This window comes from Streptomyces sp. NBC_00154, assembly GCF_026342835.1.
Classification (GTDB): Bacteria; Actinomycetota; Actinomycetes; order Streptomycetales; family Streptomycetaceae; genus Streptomyces.
Genome location: NZ_JAPEMI010000001.1, coordinates 6,836,084 through 6,859,244 on the forward strand (window position 1 = coordinate 6,836,084; position 23,161 = coordinate 6,859,244).

At 69.3% G+C, this 23,161-nt stretch carries 23 protein-coding genes; 12 read left to right on the forward strand and 11 right to left on the reverse strand.

Going from position 1 to position 23,161, the window contains the following annotated elements; genetic code table 11:
* Positions 1 to 10: 10 nt before the first annotated feature.
* Entirely contained in the window at positions 11 to 796 is a 786-nt protein-coding gene (locus tag OHA03_RS30620; protein ID WP_267006733.1) for an electron transfer flavoprotein subunit beta/FixA family protein, read from the reverse strand.
* A 108-nt stretch (positions 797 to 904) separates the two neighbouring features.
* Here OHA03_RS30620 and OHA03_RS30625 point away from each other — a divergent pair, with 108 nt between their 5' ends.
* Positions 905 to 1,609 carry a TetR family transcriptional regulator gene (locus OHA03_RS30625; RefSeq protein ID WP_267006951.1) on the forward strand — a complete coding sequence of 235 codons (705 nt, stop codon included), beginning with the start codon at positions 905 to 907 and terminating at the stop codon, positions 1,607 to 1,609.
* Positions 1,610 to 1,776: 167 nt separating this feature from the next.
* Positions 1,777 to 2,109, forward strand: a complete 333-nt coding sequence (locus OHA03_RS30630; RefSeq protein WP_267008221.1) for a Zn-ribbon domain-containing OB-fold protein — start codon at positions 1,777 to 1,779, stop codon at positions 2,107 to 2,109.
* Positions 2,110 to 2,141: 32 nt separating this feature from the next.
* Here the strand turns inward: OHA03_RS30630 and OHA03_RS30635 are convergent, their stop codons facing one another.
* Together OHA03_RS30635 and OHA03_RS30640 are read right to left on the reverse strand one after the other, a co-directional pair.
* Positions 2,142 to 3,566, reverse strand: coding sequence for a carboxypeptidase regulatory-like domain-containing protein (locus OHA03_RS30635; RefSeq protein ID WP_267006952.1), 1,425 nt, complete (start codon positions 3,564 to 3,566; stop codon positions 2,142 to 2,144).
* Positions 3,563 to 3,874 carry a hypothetical protein gene (locus tag OHA03_RS30640; RefSeq protein WP_267006953.1) on the reverse strand — a complete coding sequence of 104 codons (312 nt, stop codon included), beginning with the start codon at positions 3,872 to 3,874 and terminating at the stop codon, positions 3,563 to 3,565. Before OHA03_RS30640 ends, OHA03_RS30635 begins: the two co-directional genes overlap by 4 nt.
* A 117-nt stretch (positions 3,875 to 3,991) precedes the next feature.
* Here OHA03_RS30640 and OHA03_RS30645 point away from each other — a divergent pair, with 117 nt between their 5' ends.
* The 4 genes from OHA03_RS30645 to OHA03_RS30660 all read left to right on the forward strand — a co-directional run bounded on the left by OHA03_RS30645 (position 3,992) and on the right by OHA03_RS30660 (position 8,659).
* Complete coding sequence (locus tag OHA03_RS30645) at positions 3,992 to 4,549, forward strand: TetR/AcrR family transcriptional regulator (protein ID WP_267006954.1); 558 nt, start codon at positions 3,992 to 3,994, stop codon at positions 4,547 to 4,549.
* 517 nt (positions 4,550 to 5,066) lie between these two features.
* A complete protein-coding gene (gene ctaD / locus OHA03_RS30650; protein ID WP_267008222.1) occupies positions 5,067 to 6,785 on the forward strand; it encodes a cytochrome c oxidase subunit I in 1,719 nt (572 codons plus the stop codon).
* 37 nt (positions 6,786 to 6,822) lie between these two features.
* Entirely contained in the window at positions 6,823 to 7,164 is a 342-nt protein-coding gene (locus tag OHA03_RS30655; protein ID WP_267006955.1) for a hypothetical protein, read from the forward strand.
* A 133-nt stretch (positions 7,165 to 7,297) separates the two neighbouring features.
* Positions 7,298 to 8,659, forward strand: a complete 1,362-nt coding sequence (locus OHA03_RS30660) for an NAD(P)/FAD-dependent oxidoreductase (protein WP_267006956.1) — start codon at positions 7,298 to 7,300, stop codon at positions 8,657 to 8,659.
* Positions 8,660 to 8,800: 141 nt separating this feature from the next.
* Here the strand turns inward: OHA03_RS30660 and OHA03_RS30665 are convergent, their stop codons facing one another.
* From OHA03_RS30665 to mutA, 6 genes are all read right to left on the reverse strand, one after another.
* Complete coding sequence (locus tag OHA03_RS30665; RefSeq protein ID WP_267006957.1) at positions 8,801 to 9,673, reverse strand: sigma-70 family RNA polymerase sigma factor; 873 nt, start codon at positions 9,671 to 9,673, stop codon at positions 8,801 to 8,803.
* A gap of 192 nt (positions 9,674 to 9,865) precedes the next feature.
* The gene (locus OHA03_RS30670) at positions 9,866 to 10,864 is read right to left on the reverse strand and encodes an aldo/keto reductase family protein (protein WP_267006958.1); all 999 of its coding nucleotides are present in this window, start codon (positions 10,862 to 10,864) and stop codon (positions 9,866 to 9,868) included.
* Positions 10,865 to 10,936: 72 nt separating this feature from the next.
* Entirely contained in the window at positions 10,937 to 12,076 is a 1,140-nt protein-coding gene (gene rho / locus OHA03_RS30675; RefSeq protein ID WP_267006959.1) for a transcription termination factor Rho, read from the reverse strand.
* Between the two features lie 313 nt (positions 12,077 to 12,389).
* A complete protein-coding gene (gene meaB / locus OHA03_RS30680) occupies positions 12,390 to 13,376 on the reverse strand; it encodes a methylmalonyl Co-A mutase-associated GTPase MeaB (RefSeq protein WP_267006960.1) in 987 nt (328 codons plus the stop codon).
* Between the two features lie 12 nt (positions 13,377 to 13,388).
* The gene (gene scpA / locus OHA03_RS30685) at positions 13,389 to 15,590 is read right to left on the reverse strand and encodes a methylmalonyl-CoA mutase (RefSeq protein ID WP_267006961.1); all 2,202 of its coding nucleotides are present in this window, start codon (positions 15,588 to 15,590) and stop codon (positions 13,389 to 13,391) included.
* Complete coding sequence (mutA, locus tag OHA03_RS30690) at positions 15,590 to 17,449, reverse strand: methylmalonyl-CoA mutase small subunit (protein ID WP_267006962.1); 1,860 nt, start codon at positions 17,447 to 17,449, stop codon at positions 15,590 to 15,592. Before mutA ends, scpA begins: the two co-directional genes overlap by 1 nt.
* A 554-nt stretch (positions 17,450 to 18,003) precedes the next feature.
* On the opposite strand from mutA, the gene OHA03_RS30700 reads away from it, so the two are divergent.
* The 5 genes from OHA03_RS30700 (at position 18,004) to OHA03_RS30720 (ending at position 20,963) form a co-directional block, all read left to right on the forward strand.
* Positions 18,004 to 18,432, forward strand: a complete 429-nt coding sequence (locus OHA03_RS30700) for a DUF6325 family protein (protein ID WP_267006963.1) — start codon at positions 18,004 to 18,006, stop codon at positions 18,430 to 18,432.
* A 91-nt stretch (positions 18,433 to 18,523) separates the two neighbouring features.
* Positions 18,524 to 18,841 (forward strand): SHOCT domain-containing protein, encoded by a 318-nt coding sequence (locus tag OHA03_RS30705; protein ID WP_267008223.1) that lies wholly within the window; start codon positions 18,524 to 18,526, stop codon positions 18,839 to 18,841.
* An 86-nt stretch (positions 18,842 to 18,927) separates the two neighbouring features.
* Positions 18,928 to 19,788 (forward strand): tyrosine-protein phosphatase, encoded by an 861-nt coding sequence (locus OHA03_RS30710; RefSeq protein WP_267006964.1) that lies wholly within the window; start codon positions 18,928 to 18,930, stop codon positions 19,786 to 19,788.
* Between the two features lie 214 nt (positions 19,789 to 20,002).
* Positions 20,003 to 20,407: a DUF1992 domain-containing protein gene (locus tag OHA03_RS30715; RefSeq protein ID WP_267006965.1), complete on the forward strand. Its 405-nt coding sequence runs from the start codon at positions 20,003 to 20,005 to the stop codon at positions 20,405 to 20,407.
* Positions 20,408 to 20,471: 64 nt separating this feature from the next.
* A complete protein-coding gene (locus OHA03_RS30720) occupies positions 20,472 to 20,963 on the forward strand; it encodes a GNAT family N-acetyltransferase (RefSeq protein WP_267006966.1) in 492 nt (163 codons plus the stop codon).
* Between the two features lie 71 nt (positions 20,964 to 21,034).
* On the opposite strand, the gene OHA03_RS30725 is transcribed toward OHA03_RS30720, so the two are convergent.
* Positions 21,035 to 21,424, reverse strand: coding sequence for a VOC family protein (locus OHA03_RS30725; RefSeq protein WP_267006967.1), 390 nt, complete (start codon positions 21,422 to 21,424; stop codon positions 21,035 to 21,037).
* Positions 21,425 to 21,642: 218 nt separating this feature from the next.
* Here OHA03_RS30725 and OHA03_RS30730 point away from each other — a divergent pair, with 218 nt between their 5' ends.
* Complete coding sequence (locus OHA03_RS30730; RefSeq protein WP_267006968.1) at positions 21,643 to 22,209, forward strand: DUF6328 family protein; 567 nt, start codon at positions 21,643 to 21,645, stop codon at positions 22,207 to 22,209.
* Between the two features lie 15 nt (positions 22,210 to 22,224).
* Here OHA03_RS30730 and OHA03_RS30735 read toward each other — a convergent pair whose 3' ends face one another.
* Positions 22,225 to 23,049, reverse strand: coding sequence for a VOC family protein (locus tag OHA03_RS30735; protein WP_267006969.1), 825 nt, complete (start codon positions 23,047 to 23,049; stop codon positions 22,225 to 22,227).
* Positions 23,050 to 23,161 lie beyond the last annotated feature (112 nt).

Genomic DNA, 23,161 nt, shown 5'->3' on the forward strand with positions numbered 1-23,161 from the left:
CAGCCGGCCCTTAGATGAACTTCTGGCCCGCGAGGAACTCGGCCAGCTGCTTGCCGCCCTCGCCCTCGTCCTTGACGATCGTGCCCGCCGTACGAGCCGGACGCTGCGCCGCGGAGTCCACCGCGGTCCACGCACCCGCCAGACCGACCTCGTCCGCGTCGATCTCCAGACCCTCCAGATCCAGGGACTCGACCGGCTTCTTCTTCGCCGCCATGATCCCCTTGAACGACGGGTAACGCGCCTCACCCGACTGGTCCGTCACCGACACCACCGCCGGCAACGACGCCTGCAACTGCTCCGACGCACTGTCACCGTCACGACGCCCGGTCACCGTGCCACCCTCGACCTTCACCTCCGACAACAACGTCACCTGCGGAACACCCAGACGCTCCGCCAGCACCGCCGGCAGCACACCCATCGTCCCGTCCGTCGACGCCATCCCACACACGACCAGGTCGTAACCCGTCTTCTCGATCGCCTTCGCCAGCACCAGCGACGTACCGATCACATCCGTACCGTGCAGATCGTCGTCCTCGACATGAACCGCCTTGTCCGCACCCATCGACAACGCCTTGCGCAACGCGTCCTTGGCATCCTCCGGACCCACCGTCAACACGGTGATCTCCGCATCATCCGCCTCGTCCGCGATCTGCAGCGCCTGCTCCACCGCATACTCATCCAACTCCGACAACAGACCGTCGACATCCTCACGGTCCAGCGTCAGATCATCGGCGAAATGCCGGTCACCAGTGGCGTCGGGCACGTACTTCACACAGACAACGATCCTCAAGCTCACGCCGGCTCTCCTACCTGGGTGTGGTTCCTCAGTCGACCATATGGCACTCAGTACCCTCTGTAAAGGTACGTAGTGTCGAACGGGCGCAGTTGGTGTTAGGTTCCCGGCATGACCGAGGCACGCAGACCAGTGAAGAAGCCACCCATGCGGGAGGTGCTCGCGGAGGCGGCGTTCCAGCTCTTTCTGGAACGGGGCTTCGAGCGGACGACGGTGGATGACATCGTTGCGCGGGCCGGGGTCGGGCGGCGTTCGTTCTTCCGCTACTTCCCTTCCAAGGAGGACGTGGTCTTCCCCGACCACGAGCGCTGTCTCGCCGATATGACCGCGCTTCTGGAGGCGGCCGACGACGGCGACCCGGTGGCCACGGTGTGCGACGCGGCCCGACTCGTACTGCGGATGTACGCCGCGAATCCGGAGTTCTCCGTCCAGCGCTACCACCTCACGCGGGAGGTTCCCGGCCTGCGGACCTACGAGTTGTCCGTGGTCCGCCGCTACGAACGGACGCTGGCCGAGTATCTCCGCGGCCGCTACGCCGGCACCCCGGACGGCCCGCTGCACGCCGAGGTGATCGCCGCGGCAGTGGTCGCCGCGCACAACAACGGTCTGCGGTCGTGGCTGCGTTCGGGCGGCAAGGGGGACGCGGAGGCTGCAGTGGACCACGCTCTCGGGGTCGTGCAGCAGGTCTGGGGTGCCGCAGCCGAAGGCGTCGCCACGCCGGCCGCGGGCGACGACGTCGTCGTGGTGGTCGCCGCCAAGGGCACGCCCATGTGGCGCGTGGTGCAGAAGGTCGAGTCGGCCCTCGCCGAGGACTGATCTCGACATAGGTACTCAGTACCTTTACCTCTCGGCACTCGGTGCCATATGGTGCGTCTGCGTCGAGGCACGGCGCCGACGCACCCGAGCCGAGTCCAAGGGGTCGAGACGTGTCCCATTCAGTTTCAGCAGGTAAAGCCGCGCCGACGGCGCCGGGTGAAGCCGGACTGATCCACCAGCTCTGCCGCTGGTGCGGCACGGCGTCGTTCCGGCGGCTGTTGTGTCCGGTGTGCGCGTCGAGCGATCTGGACTCCGTGCGCAGCGACGGCCTGGGTGTCGTCGTGCGGTCCAGCGTGGTGCACCGCTACACCGAGGCTGCCCGCAACGAGTCCTTGGTCCGGTTGCCCGAAGGCTTCGTGTTCCGATGCCAGGTCGTGGGTGCCGCACCGCATCTGGTGTACGTGGGCGCGCGGGTGCGCCCCGTCACCGGCGCCGCCCCGGACTCCGGGGAGCTCGTCCTCGAACTCTGCGACCCGGTCGGGCGCGCCGATTGGCAGTGAACCGGTCCCCGGGCAGCCGGACGACCCGGACATCACCGGCGGCCGCGAGCTGCCTCCCCACGAATCGTTGTCGGACCGGTCCCGTTGGACAGCACGTGAGGTGACGCCCCGTTGCGCCGGTCGTGCATGCTGAAGTCGGCCCGGACGGCCACACCGGACTGCAGCAGCTTCTGGTGGACCACCGGATTTCGGCCGGGGTACGAGACCACAACGCTGATATATCCCTCGGGCAGACCGGTCACGGCGTACTCGCCCTGCGCGTTCGTCGTGGTCCGCACCAACTGCCGGCCGCTGGTGTCCATGACAGTCACCGCGGCATGGCGGACGGGCTGCTGCTCGTCGTTGCGGACGGTGCCCTCCAGCATCGGCAATGGTTCGCCGAAGTGGTGACGGTGGACCGGAAGCGCGGTAGGCGTGGGCGCCTCCACGGACGGGTCCTCCACCGGCGGCTCCGGAATGTCCTCCTGCTCGTCCTCCGCGCTCCGTCGTGCGGCGAGGCGGTGGTGCCGCCACGCGTCGAGGCCCATCAGGGCCAAACCCACTGTGATCCACGCGCACAGCACGAGGACCGGCTTGAGCACCCCCGCATTGTCGAAGTACAGGACCCCCTTCAGGGCGTCCACCGCGTTGCCCAGCGGCATGACGACGTGCAGGTCCTGGAAGAACGTCGGCAGCAGCGGGACAGGGGCCACGCCGCTGGAGGGAACGCTCAGCACGATGTACAGACCCATGCCCACCATGGGGAAGAACTGCTTGGTGAAAGGCGCCACGCCGTGGGCGAACGTGGCCACCGCCGTGGTGAGCAAGAAGGCGATCGCCAGGACCGAGGAGTCGTTGGGGAAGTAGTCCAGCCGTACTCCGACGAAGAAGCCCACGGCGCTGAAGAGGGCGGAGGCGCCCACGATCATCATCAGTTTCTTGCGACGGTTGAAGGTCACCGCCCGCAGCAGGGTCGTCGCGAGTATGTAGCCGGGGACGCTCCAGGCGACTCCGAAGTAGACCACGGTTGCGCCATTCAGGTCCTTGCTCACGGTGGGGGCCACGTCCGTGACCGTGAGCCTCTGGTGGTTGTGCGCCGCAAGCCGGGTGAAGCCCTTGGTCAGCACCTGCCTGAGAGGCAGCCCGTTGGCCTCGGCCACGTAGAGCACAGCATGCCTGCCCTCGGCGACGTAGCCTGCCACCGCGTCGCGGTTCAGCACCGCCTGGCGGGCCTCTCCGGCGTCTGCCACGGCGCTGACATCGAACCAGCCGGGGTGTTTCTGTTGCAGAGCGGCGTCGACTTTGGTTTCCAGCACGCGGTTGGCGACCACGACCTTCGCGTGGTTCGGCTGAGGCTCGTGAAAGGCCGTGGGGAAGCAGAACAGAAGGGCGAGGAAGAGCACCGTCGGGAACATCAGGGTCTCGGCCAGAGTCCTGGCCAGGGGTATGCCCCGAGGACGCTCGATCCGGTGTTTCACAGCACCACTCCTTGGGCGCCACGGTGAGCCATGTCGGAGTGCTCGTGGGACAGGCTGCCGACTGGATGTGTGGCGCGGCCACCGCCGCCGCGCCGGTGTCGGTGGACCGGTTCGTCGGTACCCGAGCTGGGCTCCTCCGCTGGCCGCGTTTCGCCGGCGGGCAGCGCCATCACGACGCCGGACTGCTTCGCCTCCACGACTTGCGCGGAGATGTCGGCGCTGATCCCGGGTCTTTGGAGGGAGACCGCGGGACCAAGTTCTCCGAGCCCGCCTCCTGCGACCGTCACTCGCGGTGCTATCAGCCCCATGGCACCCCTCTCCGTTCCGCGCACCTGGCCATCGCCATGCCGTCATTGCGTTAACGTACCGATCGGCACACCTATAATTTATGGACCTTACGCGTACCGGCCGGTACAGTCAAAAACGTGCCTCGCCCCGTCAATGCCGAAAAGCGTGCCGAACTGCTGAAGCAGGTTGTGCACCACCTCCAGCACCACGGTCTCGCGCTGACGTCGCTGAGCCAGCTCGCCGAGGCCGTCGGCACCACCAAACGCATGCTTCTGTACTACTTCGGCAGCCGCGAGAGCCTGTTGGCTCAGGCACTGGCCGCCAGCCGTCCCGACACCCACGCGATGTTCGACGACGTCCACGACAGCGACGGCCTACGCAAAGCCGCCCATGGCTTGTGGGAAGCGATCAATGTCGGGGAGCAGTCCGGGGCGTTCCGCATGCTGCTGCAACTGCTCAGCCTGGGCGCCACCGATCCGGAGCAGTACGGCAACCTCGCTGCCGACACCGTCGAGATCATGATCGCCCCGATCGCCGCCGCCTACGTCCGGCTGGGGCACCCGCCACAGCAGGCGTGGGCAGGAGCCACGCTGCTCGTCTCCGGCCTGCGCGGATTGTGCCAGGACCGCCTGGTGACCCATGACGTCGCCCGCACCGACGCGGCCGCCCGCCGCCTGATCGCTGTCGCGGTGTAGTCGACCGATCGGACGGCTCCGCCTGCTCGACGAGGTCCGGCCGGGACTCGACACGGCCAAGGTCAAGATCATTGTGAACGCGATGCTCACCACGGTCGACGACGCGGCCCGCTCGCGGCGGTTCATGTGATTGTGCCACCGCCCGTCCGTCGGCGGTGGCACAGTCGCGCGTCCGCGCAGGGGTGTTTCGGCGAAGCATCTGAGAGGTTGGGGGTCTCTGTGAGCTCCGCCGACGAAGTCATCGCAGCAGCGACGTTCAACTCAGCTTTTCTCATTGTGTGTTGAGTGCCGCAATGAGGCGCGCGCAGCTGCATGTGGGTCAGCACGCCCTGACGGGTGAATGTCCCGCCCCGGCGGGCGCCGGGCCGCACATGTCGCCCCCATGGCTGGTTTGCTGCAGCTGGAAACTGGCGCGAGGCTCCGGGGGGCCGCCGGCCGCCCCCGGTGGAAGCGGCGCCCTGCCGGGTGCCGAGCCCACCCGCGAAGGACCGATCGAAGGAGCGTCGTAGTGACGACGATGGGCACAGCAGGGGCGGACGAGACAGAGGAGTCGTACGCGAACGAGCTGCCGGTACGCAGCAGGGAGCCGGGAAACGTCATCGTCAGGTGGATGAGCACCACCGATCACAAGACGATCGGCACGATGTACCTGGTCACGTCGTTCTCCTTCTTTGTCGTCGGCGGCGTGCTGGCACTCGTCATGCGCGCCGAGCTGGCCCGTCCCGGCACGCAGATCGTCTCGAACGAGCAGTTCAACCAGGCGTTCACGATGCACGGCACGATCATGCTGCTGATGTTCGCGACGCCGCTGTTCGCCGGGTTCGCGAACTGGATCATGCCGTTGCAGATCGGTGCGCCCGACGTGGCGTTCCCGCGGCTGAACATGTTCGCGTACTGGCTGTACCTCTTCGGCTCGATCATCGCGGTGGCCGGCTTCCTCACCCCGAACGGCGCCGCGGACTTCGGCTGGTTCGCCTACTCCCCACTGACCGACGCGGTTCGATCGCCGGGGATCGGCAGCGATATGTGGATCATGGGTCTGGCCTTCTCCGGCTTCGGCACGATCCTCGGTTCGGTCAACTTCATCACCACGATCATCTGCCTGCGCGCACCCGGTATGACGATGTTCCGGATGCCGATGTTCGTGTGGACCGTGCTACTGACCGGTGTGCTGGTCCTGCTGGCCTTCCCGGTGCTGGCGGCGGCACTTCTGGTGCTGGAGGCGGACCGCAAGTTCGGGGCGCGCGTCTTCGAGGCGGCCAATGGCGGCGCGCTGCTCTGGCAGCACCTCTTCTGGTTCTTCGGCCATCCGGAGGTGTACATCATCGCGTTGCCCTTCTTCGGGATCGTCAGCGAGATCATTCCTGTCTTCAGCCGTAAGCCGCTCTTCGGCTACATCGGCCTGATCAGCGCCACCATCGCCATCGCGGGCCTCTCCGTGACCGTGTGGGCGCACCACATGTACGTCACCGGTGGTGTGCTGCTGCCGTTCTTCTCGTTCATGACGTTCCTCATCGCGGTACCGACCGGTGTGAAGTTCTTCAACTGGATCGGCACGATGTGGAAGGGATCACTGTCCTTCGAGACACCGATGCTCTGGGCCATCGGTTTTCTGGTGACGTTCCTCTTCGGCGGTCTGACCGGCGTCATCCTGGCCTCGCCCCCGCTGGACTTCCATGTCTCGGACTCGTACTTCGTCGTCGCGCATTTCCATTACGTCGTCTTCGGCACCGTGGTCTTCGCGATGTTCGCCGGATTCCACTTCTGGTGGCCGAAGTTCACCGGCAAGATGCTGGACGAGCGGCTCGGCAAGATGACGTTCTGGACGCTGTTCGTGGGCTTCCACGGCACGTTCCTGGTGCAGCACTGGCTCGGTGCCGAAGGCATGCCGCGTCGTTACGCGGACTATCTCGCCGCCGACGGTTTCACCGCGCTGAACACGGTCTCGACGATCTCCTCGTTCCTGCTCGGCATGTCGATGCTGCCGTTCTTCTACAACGTGTGGAAGACCGCCAAGTACGGCAAGAAGGTCGAGGTCGACGACCCGTGGGGGTACGGCCGTTCGCTGGAGTGGGCGACCTCCTGCCCGCCGCCGCGGCACAACTTCGTCACGCTGCCGCGGATCCGTTCCGAATCCCCGGCGTTCGACCTGCATCACCCCTCGGTACGGCCCCTCGACGAGGGAGCCCACCATCCCGGCGCCACGCCCGCGACTCCCGGGGACCGGCAGGCGTGAGCGCGGCAGCCCGGTGACAAGGAGGAGGGAGCAACGAGTGGACCCCGACAAGGAGAGCGCCCACGGACTGGCGCAGATGGAGGGCTATCTGCTGTGGAGCGCCGAGGTCGAAGAGGCGCGCAGACTGGCCGTCCGCTTCACCGACGAGCTGCCCTGGCTCACCACCACCCAGCGTGAGGACGTGGCCCGCGTCTACACCGCGGACCGTGTCGCCGCGTCCCGGGCGATGCTGGCCCGTATCGCCGCCCGCTCCACCGAACTGCGCGGCGAGTACAACGACCGCTACCGCAGGCTCAGGGCGCGCTGTGTCGCGGCCGCAGTCGTCACCGCCGGCGCGGTCAGCGGTACCTGCACGGCGCTCACCCTGCTGACCCGCTGACGCCGGGCGCTCGTCCGTTCTGCCGCCCTCAGCAGGCGAACTCGGACCCGGTTCGTGAGGATGGTGGGTGATGGGCGCGCGTGACCGGGCAGGAGAGCGGGCGCCCGCGCAGACCCGAGAAGGGACGAACACCGTGGCACGACCCAGGATTCTCGTCGTCGGCGCCGGATTCGGCGGGGTCGAGTGCGTACGCCGTCTTGAACGCGCACTCAAACCCGGTGAGGCGGACATCGCGCTCGTCGCCCCGTTCTCGTACCAGCTCTACCTGCCACTCCTGCCGCAGGTGGCGTCGGGCGTGCTCACACCGCAGTCGGTCGCGGTGTCGCTGCGCCGCAGCCGTCGCCACCGCACCCGGATCATCCCCGGCGGGGCGATCGGCGTGGACACGACGGCGAAGATCTGCGTCATCCGCAAGATCACCGACGAGATCGTCGACGAACCGTACGACTACATCGTCCTTGCCCCCGGCAGTGTCACACGCACCTTCGACATCCCCGGCCTGCTCGACAACGCCCGCGGGATGAAGACACTGGCCGAGGCCGCCTACGTGCGTGACCACGTGATCGCACAGCTGGACCTGGCGGACGCCAGCCACGACGAGGACGAGCGGGCCTCCCGGCTGCAGTTCGTGGTGGTCGGCGGCGGATACGCGGGTACCGAGACCGCGGCTTGTCTGCAGCGGCTCACCACAAGTGCCGTCCGGTACTACCCCCGGCTGGACCCGAAGCTCATCAAGTGGCATCTGATCGACATCGCCCCGAAGCTGATGCCCGAGCTGGGGGACAAGCTCGGGCTCAGCGCCCTGGAGGTGCTGCGCGAACGCGGGATCGACGTGTCGCTCGGAGTGTCGGTCGCCGAGGCGGGGCCGGACAAGGTCACGCTCACCGACGGCCGGGTACTGCCGTGCCGCACGCTGATCTGGACGGCCGGTGTCACCGCGAGTCCGCTGGTCGCCACCTTCGGCGCGGAGACCGTACGCGGGCGTCTGGCGGTGACCCCGGAGATGACCCTGCCGGGCTTCGACGGTGTCTTCGCGCTCGGCGACGCCGCCGCCGTACCCGACCTGGTCAAGGGCGACGGCGCGGTCTGCCCGCCCACCGCGCAGCACGCCATGCGGCAGGGCCGCAGGCTCGCCGACAATCTGATCGCCACACTCCGTCACCAGCCCCTGAAGCCGTACGAACACAGGGATCTCGGGCTCGTTGTGGACCTCGGCGGCAAGGACGCGGTCTCCAAGCCGCTCGGCGTCGAGATGCACGGTATCGCCGCGCAGGCCGTGGCCCGCGGCTACCACTGGTCGGCGATGCGGACCAATGTGGCCAAGGCACGGGTCATGACGAACTGGATGCTCAACGCCATCGCCGGTGACGATTTCGTACGTACCGGATTTCAGGCCCGCAAGCCGGCCACGCTGCGCGACTTCGAGTACACGGACTCCTACCTCACTCCCGAACAGGTCCGCCAGCACACCGCCTCGTTGACCGCCCGAGGCTGATCCGGGACGGGTCTCCCTCGCCGGTCGCATTCAGCCGACCCGAGGTCATGGGCCGTGCTCGCAGGTCCCACCGTTCCTTGGCCAAGGGGAGCGGCGGGGCCTGCCGGCTTCTCGAAGGGGGAGCAGCGGGCCGCCGGTCTGTCACGCGTCGCGGATCTGCAGATCCATCCGGCCGAGGCGGTCGGCGTCCGCGACGAGGTCGATCGACACGATCCGCCCGGCTTCGATGGTGAAGCCGATGACGACCCTCGGCCCTCCGTCCGGTGCCTGGACGGCGCCGGGAAGCCCGTCGATCAGGGCAGGCTGTGCCGCCGAGGCACGCCCCGCGAACGTGCCGACGACCGCAGCGGGCCCCACCGCCCCGGCCTCGCCCGACAGGGCCGCCGCGGGGTCGACGCGGAGTACGACGTCCGGGTCGAGCAGGGCCAGCAGCGCCTCGAAGTCGCCACCGCGCGACCCGGCCAGGAACGCGTCGACGACTTCGCGCCGACGGACCATGTCGGTGTCGGGATCCGGGACCGTGCCCTGTACACGTCGGCGCGCACGGCCGGCGAGCTGCCGGGTCGCGGCCGGAGTGAGCTCCACGATGTGGGCGATCTCGTCGAACGACACGGCGAACATGTCGTGCAGCACGAACGCCAGACGTTCCGCGGGCGCGAGCGTGTCCAGCACCACGAGCAGCGCCAGGCCGACCGAGTCGGTGAGCTCCGCCTGCTCCTCGGGCCCGATACCGTCGTCGTGGCCCACGGCAGGCCCCGGCAGACGTGTCGCCCAGGGATCCTCACGGCGGGTCTCGCGGCTGCGCAGCATATTGAGGGAGACCCGGGCGACGACCGTCGTCAGCCATCCGCCGAGGTTCGCCACGTCGCCGACATCGGTACGTGTGAGCCGCAGCCAGGTCTCATGGACGGCGTCATCGGACTCGGCGGCCGAACCGAGCATCCGGTAGGCCACTGCCCGCAGCCGGGGCCGGTGCTCCTCGAAGCGGGCCGCCAGAAGTTCCTGTTCGTCCATCGGTCACTTTCCTCCGTCGATCCGTGTCGTACAAGTGACCCATGGGACCAGGCCTTTGTGACACGGTCCGGTCGCCGACACGCCGACACGCCGACACGCCGACACGCCGACACGCCGCCGCGTCGCCCCGTGCGGGAGGCCGGTGACCGCCGGAGAGCGGGCACCGGCCTCCCGGAGCCGTGACCGGCCGGCTCAGTCGTTGCCCTCGTGGCCCGCGGTCAGCGCCGGGTCGCGCTCCACCACCGGGTCCAGTACGTCGTCGATGGCCTTCAGCAGATCCGCGTCGAACTTCACGCCTGCTGCCTTCACGTTCTCCGTGACCTGCGCGGGCCGGGAGGCACCGATGATCGCGGCGGAGACGTTGGGGTTCTGCAGTACCCAGGCGACGGCCAGCTGAGCAAGGCTCAGACCGGCCTGGTCCGCCAGCGGCCCCAGCTGCTGGACCCGCTCCAGGACGTCGTCGCGGAGCCATCCGGCGACGAACGATGCCCCGCCCTTGTCGTCCGTCGCCCGCGAACCGGCCGGCGGCTGCGCCCCCGGCTTGTACTTGCCGGTCAGCACGCCCTGGGCGATCGGCGACCAGACGATCTGACCGATGCCGAGCTCCTCGGACGCGGGCACGACCTCACTCTCGATGACCCGCCACAGAGCCGAGTACTGCGGCTGGTTGGAGACGAGCGGAATGTTCAGCTCGCGGGCCAGGCCGTGTCCGGCGCGCAGCTGGTCCGCCGTCCACTCCGAGACGCCGATGTAGAGGGCCTTGCCGGAGCGGACCACGTCGGCGAACGCCTCCATGGTCTCTTCCAGCGGCGTGCTGTGGTCGTAGCGGTGTGCCTGGTACAGGTCCACATAGTCGGTCTGCAGCCGGCGCAGCGAGTTGTCGATCGATTCGAGGATGTGCTTACGGCCCAGACCGCGGTCGTTGTACCCGGGGCCGGTCGGGAAGTAGACCTTGGTGAACACCTCGATGCTCTCGCGGCGCTGGTCCTTCAACGCCCGGCCGAGGACGGCCTCGGCGCGGGTCTCGGCGTAGACGTCCGCGGTGTCGAAGGTGGTGATTCCGGAGTCCAGGGCGGCCCGGATGCAGGCGACGGCCGCGTCCTCCTCCACCTGGGAGCCGTGGGTGATCCAATTCCCGTAGGCGATCTCACTGATCGTCAGACCGCTGCGGCCGAGTCGGCGGAATTCCATGTGCCTGCTCTCCCTGTGCTGGTAAGTGAACACGTCATGCTATGCGTGTGCCACCGTGCCGACCGGGAGGACTCAGGCGTCGGGCACGGTGCCGTGGATCCGGCGGAGGAAGGCCGCGTTGTCGGGGGTCTGCCGGATCCTGTCCAGCAGCACTTCCAGCATCGCCTGCGGGTCCCTCGTGTGCAGCGCGCGCCGCAGTCCTCGTACGGCGGTCAGTTCGGCGGCGGGGAGCAGCAGTTCCTCGCGGCGGGTGCCGGACTGCGGAATGTTCACGGCCGGGTGGATCCGTTTGTCCGCCAGGGCGCGGTCCAGCCGGAGTTCCATGTTCCCGGTGCTCTTGAGCTCTTCGAAGAAGTAGTCGTCGGCGCGGGACCCGGTGTCCGCCAGCGCGGTGGCGAGGATCGTCAGCGAGCCGCCCTCCTCGGTGCGGCGTGCGGCGCCGAAGAGTCGCTTGGGGCCGAGCAGGGCGGCGGCGTCCACGCCACCGCTGAGGGTGCGGCCTCCGGCGGTCGCCGCGTTGTTGTGGGCCCGGCACAGCCGGGTGAGCGAGTCGAGCAGGATCACCACGTCCTGGCCCTGCTCGACGAGCCGCTTGGCGCGTTCCACCGCGAGTTCGGCGAGTGCGATGTGCTCCTTCGCGGGCCGGTCGAACGTCGAGGCGAGGACGTCGCCGCGTACGGAACGGCGCATGTCCGTGACCTCCTCGGGGCGCTCGTCGAGCAGCACCACCATGAGATGGCACTCGGGATGGTTGGCTGCGACGGCGGCGGCGATCTGCTGCAGCAGCACTGTCTTGCCGGTCCTGGGCGGGGCGACGATCAGCCCGCGCTGTCCCTTGCCGATGGGGGCGACGAGATCGACGATCCGGGTTGCCGGGCTGCCGCCGGGCGTCTCCAGGCGCAGTCGTTGCCCGGGGTGGAGCGGGGTGAGATCCGCGAAGTGCGGCCGGCCGCTCAGCGCCTGCGGGGGACGGCCGTTGATCCGCTCGACCGCTGACAGGGCGCGCGGCCGGTCGCAGAGACCTTCGATGAGGTCGCCTCTGCGCAGGCCGTACCGGCGGACGAGGGCCGCCGGCACCTGGACGTCGGCGGGGGAGGGGTGGCCGCCGTCGGTGCGCAGCGCGCCGTGCCCCTGGTGCGTCAGGTCGAGGACTCCGGCCACGTCCGTGGGGAGTTGTTGCTGGTCAAGAGGGTGCTTGAGGGTGGTGGTCATGCGGGGTGGTCCTTTCGCGGACATGGCGAATGAAGGGGCCCGGCGGATGCGCAAGGGCGGTGGGATCACGCCCCGGACGACGGGCAGGAAAGTCCGTACCGGACTGGAGGAAGGTGGTGCGGGAAGCTGCGTCGCGGTCAGGTAAGAACGAACGGAGCAGCGACAGGAAGGAGAACCGGCACCGGCGCCCGAATCGGGGCGTTACACACGTGCCGTTTGCACTGTACCACCTGGCGGACGCGGTAGGTGCCGGGAATACGGGAAGGGCGGTGGCTGCCGCGCAGCCACCGCCCTTTCGCCCTACCCGATCCGCTCAGCCGTCCCGGAAGGCGGCGAGGATCTCTTCGGCTGCGAGCGTTGCCGTCAACTCGCCGTCACGTACACGCTGTTCCAGTGAAGGAGTGAGCGCACGCACCTGCGGATGGCTGCGCAGGCTGTCCAGCAGCTCGTCGCGCACCATCGTCCAGGTCCAGTCGACCTGCTGGTCACGCCGCTTCGCGGCCAGCCGCCCCGTCGAATCGAGCAGCGCACGGTGCTGCTCCAGCCGCTCCCACAGCGTGTCCAGGCCGGTCGACTCGCGGGCGCTGCACGTCAGCACCGGAGGAGTCCAGGCCGCGTCGGCCGGGTGCATCAGCCGCAGGGCACCCGCCAGTTCGCGGGCCGCCGCGCGCGCGTCACGCTCGTGCGGACCGTCGGCCTTGTTCACCGTGATCGCGTCCGCCAGCTCCAGGACACCCTTCTTGATGCCCTGCAGCTGATCGCCGGTACGGGCCAGTGTGAGCAGCAGAAACGTGTCGACCATCTGAGCCACGGCCGTCTCCGACTGGCCCACCCCGACCGTCTCCACCAGCACCACGTCGTAACCCGCCGCCTCCATCACCACGATGGACTCCCGGGTCGCCTTGGCCACCCCGCCCAGCGTCCCGGCGGTGGGGGAGGGGCGGACGAACGCCGCAGGATCGACCGCCAGCCGTTCCATCCTGGTCTTGTCGCCCAGGATGGAACCGCCGGTCCGGCTGGATGACGGATCGACGGCCAGCACCGCGACCCGGTGCCCGAGCCCGGTGAGCATCGTGCCCAGTGCATCGATGAACGTGGACTTCCCGACCCCCGGCACCCCGCTGATGCCGATGCGGCGTGCGTTGCCGGAGTGCGGCAGCAGCTCGCGCAGCAACTGCTGGGCCAGCGCCCGGTGATCGGGGCGGGTGGACTCGACGAGAGTGATGGCGCGCGCGATGTGCGCCCGCTTCCCGTCGAGCACCCCCTTCACATAGCTGTCGATTTCGATCGTCGGAGCCATCGGGTCAGCGGCTCACAGCTCATGGCCGAGCGCGGCACCGAGCCGCGTCACCAGATCGAAGGCGGCATCGGGGATCACCGTGCCCGGCGGGAACACGGCGGCCGCACCCGCCTCGTGCAGTGCCTCGATGTCCTGCGGCGGGATCACCCCGCCGACCACGATCATGATGTCGTCGCGGCCCTCGGCGGCCAGTTCCTCACGGAGCGCCGGTACGAGGGTGAGGTGCCCGGCGGCCAGCGAGGAGACGCCCACGATGTGGACATCCGCCTCGACCGCCTGCCGCGCCACCTCGGCCGGCGTCTGGAACAGCGGGCCGACATCGACGTCGAAGCCCAGGTCGGCGAAGGCCGTCGAGATCACCTTCTGGCCGCGGTCGTGGCCGTCCTGGCCCATCTTGGCGACCAGAATGCGCGGACGGCGCCCCTCCGCCTCCTCGAACCGGCCGACCAGCGTCCGGGTACGGTCCACGGAAGGTGACTCCCCTGCCTCGTTGCGGTACACACCCGAGATCGTACGGATCTGGCCGGCATGCCTCCCGTACACCTTCTCCAGGGCGTCCGAGATCTCGCCGACCGTGGCCATCGCCCGTGCCGCGTCGACCGCCAGCGCCAGCAGATTGCCTTCGAGACCCTGACCGGGACCATGCTCGGCCGCCGCCGTCAGCGCCCGCAGCGCGGACTGACAGGCTGCCTCGTCGCGCTCCGCGCGCAGCCGCCGCAGCTTCTCGATCTGCTGGGTGCGCACCGACGAGTTGTCGACCTTGAGCACATCGATCTGCTCGTCCGTCTCCACCCGGTACTTGTTGACCCCGATCACCGGCTGCCGCCCGGAGTCGATCCGCGCCTGCGTACGGGCCGCGGCCTCCTCCACCCGGAGCTTCGGGATGCCCGCGTCGATGGCCTGGGCCATCCCGCCCGCGGCCTCGACCTCCTCGATGTGCTGCCAGGCCCGCCGCGCCAGGTCGTACGTCAGCTTCTCCACGTACGCGCTGCCGCCCCACGGGTCGATGACCCGGCCGGTACCCGATTCCTGCTGGAGCAGCAGCTGGGTGTTCCGGGCGATGCGCGCCGAGAAGTCCGTCGGCAGTGCGAGGGCCTCGTCGAGCGCATTGGTGTGCAGTGACTGGGTGTGTCCCTGGGTGGCTGCCATCGCCTCCACACAGGTCCGGGTGACGTTGTTGAACACGTCCTGCGCGGTCAGCGACCATCCCGAGGTCTGTGAATGGGTGCGCAGCGAAAGGGACTTGGCGTTCTTCGGCTCGAACTCCTTGACCAGCTTCGCCCACAGCAGACGGGCCGCCCGCATCTTCGCGATCTCCATGAAGAAGTTCATGCCGATCGCCCAGAAGAACGACAGCCGCGGTGCGAACGCGTCCACATCGAGACCCGCGTCCCGACCGGCCCGCAGGTACTCCACTCCGTCGGCGAGGGTGTACGCCAGCTCCAGATCGGCCGTCGCACCCGCCTCCTGGATGTGATAGCCGGAGATGGAGATCGAGTTGTAGCGCGGCATCTTCTGCGAGGTGTACGCGAAGATGTCGGAGATGATCCGCATCGAGGGCTTCGGCGGATAGATGTAGGTGTTGCGGACCATGAACTCCTTGAGGATGTCGTTCTGGATGGTCCCGGCCAGCTTCTCGGGCGGTACGCCCTGCTCCTCGGCGGCCACGATGTACAGCGCGAGTACGGGAAGCACCGCGCCGTTCATCGTCATCGACACCGTCATCCTGTCCAGCGGGATGCCGTCGAACAGTTGGCGCATGTCGTAGATCGAGTCGATCGCCACACCCGCCATGCCGACATCGCCGGTCACCCGCGGGTGGTCGCTGTCGTAGCCGCGGTGGGTCGGCAGGTCGAAGGCGACGGAGAGACCCTTCTGTCCGGCAGCGAGGTTACGGCGGTAGAAGGCGTTGGACTCCTCGGCCGTGGAGAACCCCGCGTACTGCCGGATCGTCCAGGGCTGGTTGACGTACATCGTCGGATAGGGGCCGCGCAGATACGGGGCCATGCCCGGATACGTACCGAGGAAGTCGAGCCCCTCCAGGTCACGCCCGGTGTACAGCGGCTTGACCGCGATGCCCTCCGGGGTCTCCCACAGCAGTTCGCCGTCGGAGCCACCGGTGGACTCCTTCACCGCTGTGTGCCACTGGTCCTCGGACCCCTCGGCGCCGGTGCCCGGCCCGAGTTCGATGTCGGAGAAGTCGGGGATCCGCATTACGCCACACCCATACGGTCGAGAACGGAGGAGAGCACGGCCACCACATCGCAGCCCGCGAAGACGTACGCGTCGACATCGGGATACTCGGCCGGCCGGCCGGCGAGGAACACCCGCTGCGCACCGGCCGCTTGCAGAGCCGAGGCCACGGCCCCGGCGTGCTCGGCGTAGAGCGCGTCAGTGGAACACAGGCACGCCACCGTGGCCCCACTGGCCGCAAAGGCCTCGGCTGCCGTCGACGCGTCCACCGACACCGGGTCGTGCACGGGCTCGATCCCGCCCGCCTGGAACAGATTCGAGGCGAACGTGGCCCGCGCGGTGTGCGCCGACGCCGGGCCGAGCGCCGCAAGGAACACCCGGGGCCGCCGGCCCGTCGCCGCCAGATGGGCGTCCGACCGGGCACGCAACGCCTCGAACGCCTCGTCACGACGCACCGTGGGCAGCCCGCCCGACGCGCCATCGGCGCCGGGGGCCGCCTCGCGCTCCACCGGGCGCTCCGCAAGGTGCGGGAACTCGCTGACGCCGGTGACCGGCTCCTTGCGCCGTGCCAGATCCTTGCTGCGCGCCGCCCAGGTCGCCGCCAGCCGCTCACCGATCAGGCCGGAGCCGAGCGCCGCGGCCTGACCGCCCGCCCGCTCGATCTCCTGGAAGAACGCCCAGGCGGCGTCGGCGAGTTCGGTGGTCAGCCGCTCCACGTACCAGGAGCCGCCCGCCGGGTCGATAACCCGGGCCAGATGCGACTCCTCCATGAGAATCGTCGATGTGTTACGGGCGATCCGCCGGGCGAACGCGTCCGGCAGCCCCAGCGCGTGATCGAACGGCAGCACGGTGACGGAGTCGGCCCCGCCGACCCCCGCGCCCAGACACGCCAGCGTCGTCCGCAGCATGTTCACCCACGGATCGCGCCGCGTCATCATCACCGACGACGTGACCGCATGCTGGCGCTGGGCACCGGTGCCCGCGGCCCCGCACACCTCGGCGACGCGCGCCCACAGTCGGCGCGCCGCCCGCAGCTTGGCAATGGTCAGGAACTGGTCGGCGGTGGCCGCGTACCGGAACTCCAGCTGGGCGCAGGCCGCCTCGACGGAGAGACCCGCCCCGGTCAGCGCCCGCAGATAGGCCACACCCGTCGCCAGCGAACTGCCCAGCTCCTGCGCCGCCGAGCCACCGGCCTCGTGGTACGGCAGCGCGTCCACGGTCAACGCCCGCAGCCCGGGATACTCCTTCGCGCACCGCTCGGCCCAGTGCACGGCGGCCGCCGGCTCCGGCGCACCGCCGCTGCGCGCCGCCCGGCCCAGCGGGTCGGCGCCGAGAGAGCCGCGGGCCGACCCCGGGGCCACGCCCCGCTCCTCGTACAGCCGCAGCAACTCCGTGGCGGCGGGGTCGAGTTCACTGCCCGCGTCGAGCACTACCGGGGCCAGATCGAGATAGACACCGTCCAGCGCCCGCGCCAGACCGGATACCGGTACGCCCGTCGCACCGCCGACTGTCAGCCACAACGAGGTGACACCGTTCTCCAGATCCGCGAGCACGGCTTCGTTGAGCCGGGCCGGATCCGTCAGGCTGTGCCGCTGCCGTACGTCCCAGCCGTTCGCCGCGTTCCCCTCGGCCTTGCTGCCGCGGGTGAAGGGGGCGAAGCCCGGAAAACCGGCATCGGGCGCGTCATCGCGCGAGGTGTACAGAGGGCGGGTGATGAGCCCGTCCTCCACTGTGGTGGACAGCGCTTCCTCGGCTGCCGAACCCGCAACATCCTTGCCCGACTTGCGCAGCACACCTTCGACAAGGCTCTGCCACTGCTCATGGGCTTGGTCAGGGAATTCGGCGGCCAACGAAAGCCCGTCAGCAGGCAGGACCGTCATGCCCAGATGCTAGGCGAAGGCTCAGATGAGCAGCAGTGGAACCGCCTGTGACCTTGCCCTCTCCGCGCGCACTTGATCCTTTACGGACGGTGGCGTAGTCGGGGCGCCGCCGACGGTCAGGCCGGACGTGTCGCGCCGGCCCGGGCGCGCGCCGCCCGCCCCGCCCGCTGCTGCTCGGCGACCCCCCCGCTGCACCCGATCGGACCAGTCGCGCCCAGGCAGGGCTCCCTCTGCAACACCCATCCCGCCGACTTGGGCGGCGTCTGCCTGATCGTCACCCACGACCCCGTCGAAGCGGCTTCGGCGGCCGACCGGGTTCGCGTACTCGACCAGGGAGGCACCCTCCCGTGCGCGGCACCGTCCGAGGTCACCCGGCGTCCGCCGGCGTCGTGGGTGGCCCGGATGCCCGGTTGCGATGCCCGGCCCCGCCGGCCTCGACGACCTGCGAGCGGGGTGGCCGCTCAGCTCTCCGCCCCAGGTGAATTGCCACAGTGCATCACCAAATATCCGAAGTTATGCTTCAGGCAATCCATCCGTCAGGAGAGGACACGCCCGTGACAGTGGGACCTGTGGAGTACCTCGTCGTCGCCTTTCCCGGGAGTCGTCTCACCGGGGCCATTGCGCCGGCGCTGGCCGAAGCGGTCGCCTCGAAGGCGGTGCGGATCCTCGACCTCACGTTTGTGTACCGGTCCGAGGACGGCACGCTCGAATCAGTGGAGCTGGACGACCTCGACCCCGATGACCTGGTGTCGTTCGAGCCGGTCGAGGGAGTGGTCAGCGGCCTGTTGAACAGCGAGGACATCCGGACTCTCGGGGAGAGCGTGCCACCGGGCAGCTCCGCCGCGCTGATCGTGTGGGAGGACCTGTGGGCGGTGCCGCTCACGGCGGCCGTCCGGGCCTCGGGCGGTCAAGTGGTGGCGCATGAGCGGATCCCCGCCGAGATCGCGGAGGCGGCCGTGGCCGCCGGCGGTCCCACCGGCTGACCCTGCCCGGCCCGCAGTACCCCCGTCGCACCGCACGCACCGCACCGCACTGGAAGGGGCGCACATCATGCCGATTTTCCGAGGACCGGGCATGAACCGCAGAGGACCGGGACTGCTGGGCACCGTGGCGCGCACCGCCGTCGTCGCCGGCACGGCATCAGCGGTCAGCGGACGGGTCCAGCAGCGCCAGCAGCAGAGGTGGGGCGCTCAGGAAGCGGCCGCTCAGGACGAGGCCGCCGCACAGCAGCAGGCCGTGCAACAGCAGACACCCCCTGCCCAGGCGGCGCCCCCCGCGCCCCCGGCGGACGACATCATCGACCGGCTGGAACGACTGGCCGAGCTGAAGAAGCAAGGAATCCTGACCGACGCCGAGTTCGAGGCGCAGAAGGCGAAGATTCTGGCCGGCTGATCCGGCCGGGGCGAATCCATTCATCAGCCGTGTCCGCAGTAAGCCGTGCCCGGAATGAGTCGCGTCCGGAATAAGGGGAATCCATCGTGCAAACCGCCAGGGCCGTTGCGGCTGCCACCGTTATCAATCTGCGCGACCTGGGCGGAATTTCGCTGGGTCGCGACCGCTGCTTCCGGCCCGGCGCGGTGCTGCGCTCCGGTCAGCTCAGCGGATTCGACGCGGCCCGCGACGTGGCGGTGACCGCCCTCGGTATCCGGACGGTCGTCGACCTGCGCACCGCCGACGAGCGCATGGCGGCCCCCGATCGGCTGCCGCCCGGAGCCCGGCTGTTCGTCGCCGATGTCCTCGGCGACAATCCGGGCGTGGCACCCGCCCGGCTGCGCGCGCTGCTCGGCGATCCGGTGGCTGCGAAGGAGATGCTCGGGGGCGGGAAGGCCGAGGAGCTGTTTGCGCAGACCTACCGGAAGCTGGTGCTGTCGCCGGGCGCCGCGGCCGCGTACCGCGCCTTCGTCGAGACGGCCGCGGACGACCGGGCCCGGCCGGTGCTCTTCCACTGCACGGCGGGCAAGGACCGCACCGGGTGGGCCGCCGCGCTGCTCCTGCTCATGGTCGGGGCTTCACGCGATGTCGTACGGGCGGAGTTCCTCGCCGTGAATCCCGTGGTGCGGGCCGCCTTCCAGCCGTATGTGCAGGGCTTCCTCGATGCAGGTGGCGATCCCGAGATCGCGGCCGCGATCATCGAGGTCCGCCCCCGCTACCTCTCGATCGCGCTCGACGCGATGGACGAGCGGTGGGGCGGACTGGATGGCTACGTGCGGGACGGTCTGCGGATTCCCGAGCCCGTGGTGGAGCGGCTGCGCAGCGGGCTCGTGGTCTCGGCCCGACCGGCACCGGCCGTCGTCGGCACCCGGTCGACCAAAGCGGTCCGCAGAGGATCCTTGAGTTGACATCATACCCCCGACGGGTATGTTGCCTTCCGGTAGGAGCGGAAGGTCCGTGCCGCCGCTTTCGCGGTCGAGGCGGTGCCGTCGGCCGAGCCGCAGGTGGAGACGCCTGGCGGACACGTGCTCCGAGGGGCCAGGGTTTCAGGGGGTCCGGCGCCGGGCCCTCCCTCGGTATCGTGGGAGTACTGGATCAAGGGTTCTCCGAGAGGGGTGCACGTTGACCGAGCGCAAACCCGCCGGCGTCAGCTTCGAATCGTGGGTCGACAAGCAGATCCGTGAAGCCGAGCAGCGCGGCGACTTCTCCCAGCTGCCGGGTTTCGGCAAGCCGCTGCCCGGTATCGACCGCCCGTACGACGAAACCTGGTGGATCAAGGCGAAGATGCAGCGCGAGGGGGTGTCGATGCTCCCGCCGGCCCTGGCTCTGCGCAAGGAGGCGGAGGACACCCGCGCGGCGGTGTCCGAAGCCCGCTCGGAGGCCGAGGTGCGCCGGATGCTCACCGCGGTCAACGAGAAGATCGAGGCGGCGATCCGTCGGCCGCCGCCGGGACCGTTGCTGAACATGCGACCGTTCGACATCGACGCCGTGGTCGAGGAGTGGCGTGCGGAGCGCGGCTCGGCGTAGGTCACGGCAGCGGGCAGGCGAGGCCGGGCGTGTGCCCGGCCACCTGATGCGTAATACTCCCTTTATGACACCGAGTATTACGCGACCGGCGGGCGGGGCATGTTGCCGGGACGTGCTGATCCGACGGGCGACCGCGCGCGACGCCAAGCGTCTCACCCGGTTGGTCAGGAACTCCCGCGCCTACGAGGGCCCGTACGCGCCCATGGTCGACGGATACCGGGTGGGTCCCGACTACATCGAGACCCACCGGGTCTTCGTGGCCGCCCACAGCGGCACCGACCGTCTGCTCGGCTTCTACTCGCTGGTCCTCGAACCGGCCGAACTGGATCTGATGTTCGTCGCCGACGATGCACAGGGTCTCGGGATCGGACGGCTGCTGATCGCGCATCTGCGCGGCGAGGCGCAGCTGGCCGGGCTCACGGGCGTTCGCATCGTCTCGCATCCGCCCGCCGAGGGCTTCTACCGCAGCGTGGGCGCCCTGCGGACCGGTACGGCCGCGGCCAACCCGCCCGCGGTCATGTGGGACCGGCCCGAACTGACGCTTCCGGTCGCCTGACGGACCGCAGAGGAGTCCGGCCGGGACCCGGTGGCCCGGAGCCCGGCCGAACGCCTGGTGCGCCGGAACCCTTACGAGGCGAAGCCGCCGTACGGGCGCGTGATGATCTCCATGGCGTGTCCGGCGGGATCGAGGAAGTAGATGCCCCGGCCGCCGTCATTGTGGTTGATCTCGCCCGGATGCTTCCGATGCGGATCGGCCCAGTAGGTGATCCCGAGCTCCTTGATGCGGGCGTACGACGTATCGAACTCCGCCTCCGAGACCAGGAAGGCGTAATGCTGCCCGACGATCGATTCGGCGGGAATGGTCGCGAAATCCAGCGTGACCCCATTGGCGGTGGCGACCGCTATGAATGGACCCCATTCCGCACCGATTTCCAGACCCAGGATGTGCGCCAGGAATTCGGCGGATTCCCGATTGTTCCGGGCGTGAATGATGGTGTGATTCAACTCGACTGACACTGTGGAATGCCTCCAACGGGCATCTCCCGGGCACCTCCACGCCTCACCCGGCCGGTGACCGGCGCGCGATGCCGTATTCAAGATCGTAGGTGCGACCGGCGCCGTCGTCGAGGGCGTGGCCGACGGCGCATTCGGGCTGCCGCCCCGACGTGAGATCTCTACGGTGGGGTAGGAGGCGACGCAACGGGCTCCACACCTACTGCGGACGGAGGCTCACGGTGACCCCGACAGCCGGCGAGGACCGCGACGCGGAAAGTCGCCGGGAGCCCGACATCGGCCGCCACGAGACGACCGAGGAACGGGCGGACCGGCTGTGGACAGATCTGCTCCAGGAGCTGCGCGTCGCCCAGACCGGCGTCCAGATCCTGTTCGGCTTTCTGCTTGCCGTCGTCTTCCAGCCGCGGTTCGCCGTCCTGTCGGACACGGACCGCACCATTTATGTGGTCACCGTGATGCTGGGGTCGGCCACGGCCGCCGCGCTGATCGGGCCCGTCTCCTTCCACCGGCTGCTCACCGGGCACCGACTGAAGCCGCAGACCGTTGCGTGGGCGTCGCGAATGACCGTGCTCGGCCTCGTCCTGCTGTTCTGCACGATGTGCTCCGCGCTGCTGCTCATCCTGCGGGTGGCCCTGCACAACGCGCTCGCACTGTGGTTGGTCGGCGCCATGGCGCTGTGGTTCCTCGTCTGCTGGTTCGTGTTCCCGGCCTGGGTGCTGGCACGCTCCACATCGGAGGACGAGACCTCGGACGCGCACTCGGCGCGCGGCGGGCGGCCGGACAGCTGACTGCGACCGTTCGGCTCAGATGTCCTCGGCGGCCGGACTTCGGATGTCCGAGATGGTGAACAGCCCGCCGTCCGGGTCCAGCAGGGTCGCCTCCGCGCCCTGCCCCAGTGTCCGCTGCTCGACGACCGAGCCTCCGTGCAGCCGCGCCGCCGAGACGGCTGCCGCCACATCGGCCACCGGGAAGTGGACCTGCCAGTGCGGGCGGACCAGCGGATCCGGTGCGGCCTCGACCGCGCCGGAGCTGATCCGGGCCAGCCGCTTGCCGCCGCAGTCGACCACGACCCCGTCCTTCTCGTACGACACCTCGCAGGCGCCGGGACGTCCGGTCGCCCAGTCGAGGACCTGGCCGTAGAAGATTGCGGCGTCGAAGGCGTCCCTGGTGCGCAGTTCGAGCCACGCGTTCGAGTGGTCGTCCGGCGCCGGCGGTGATGTCGCCGCCTCGGTGCGCTCCCAGATGCCGAACACAGCGCCGTCGCGGTCCGCCGCCAAGGCGCCGCGCCCCTTGCCGAGCGCCAGTGGCCCCACCGCCACTGTGCCGCTGCGCTCGCGGATGCGCGAAGCAGCCACATCGGCGTTCTGCACGGCGAAGTACGGAGTCCATGCCACGGCGACCCGGAAGGCCGTCGCCATCGCCGCGATACCGGCCACCGGCACGTCGTCGCGGCGTGCGACGGAGAATTCCTGCCCCAGCCTTCCGGGCCGGAACGTCCACCCCAAGGTGGCGGTGTAGAACTCCTGCGCCGACTTCAGGTCCCGGGTCATGAGGTTGACCCAGCAGGGCGCCGACGGTCCGGTCAGCGGTGCCGAGGGGGGCGCTGTCCTGGGTCTGCTTCCCGTCATGGTGCTGCTGCCTTCATCGGTTCTGCGGCACACGCATGCCGTGGCGGTCGGGCCTCTACCAGCCTCACTTCGGTCGGTCGGTCGCGCAACACGCGCCGAAGCGGACATGTAC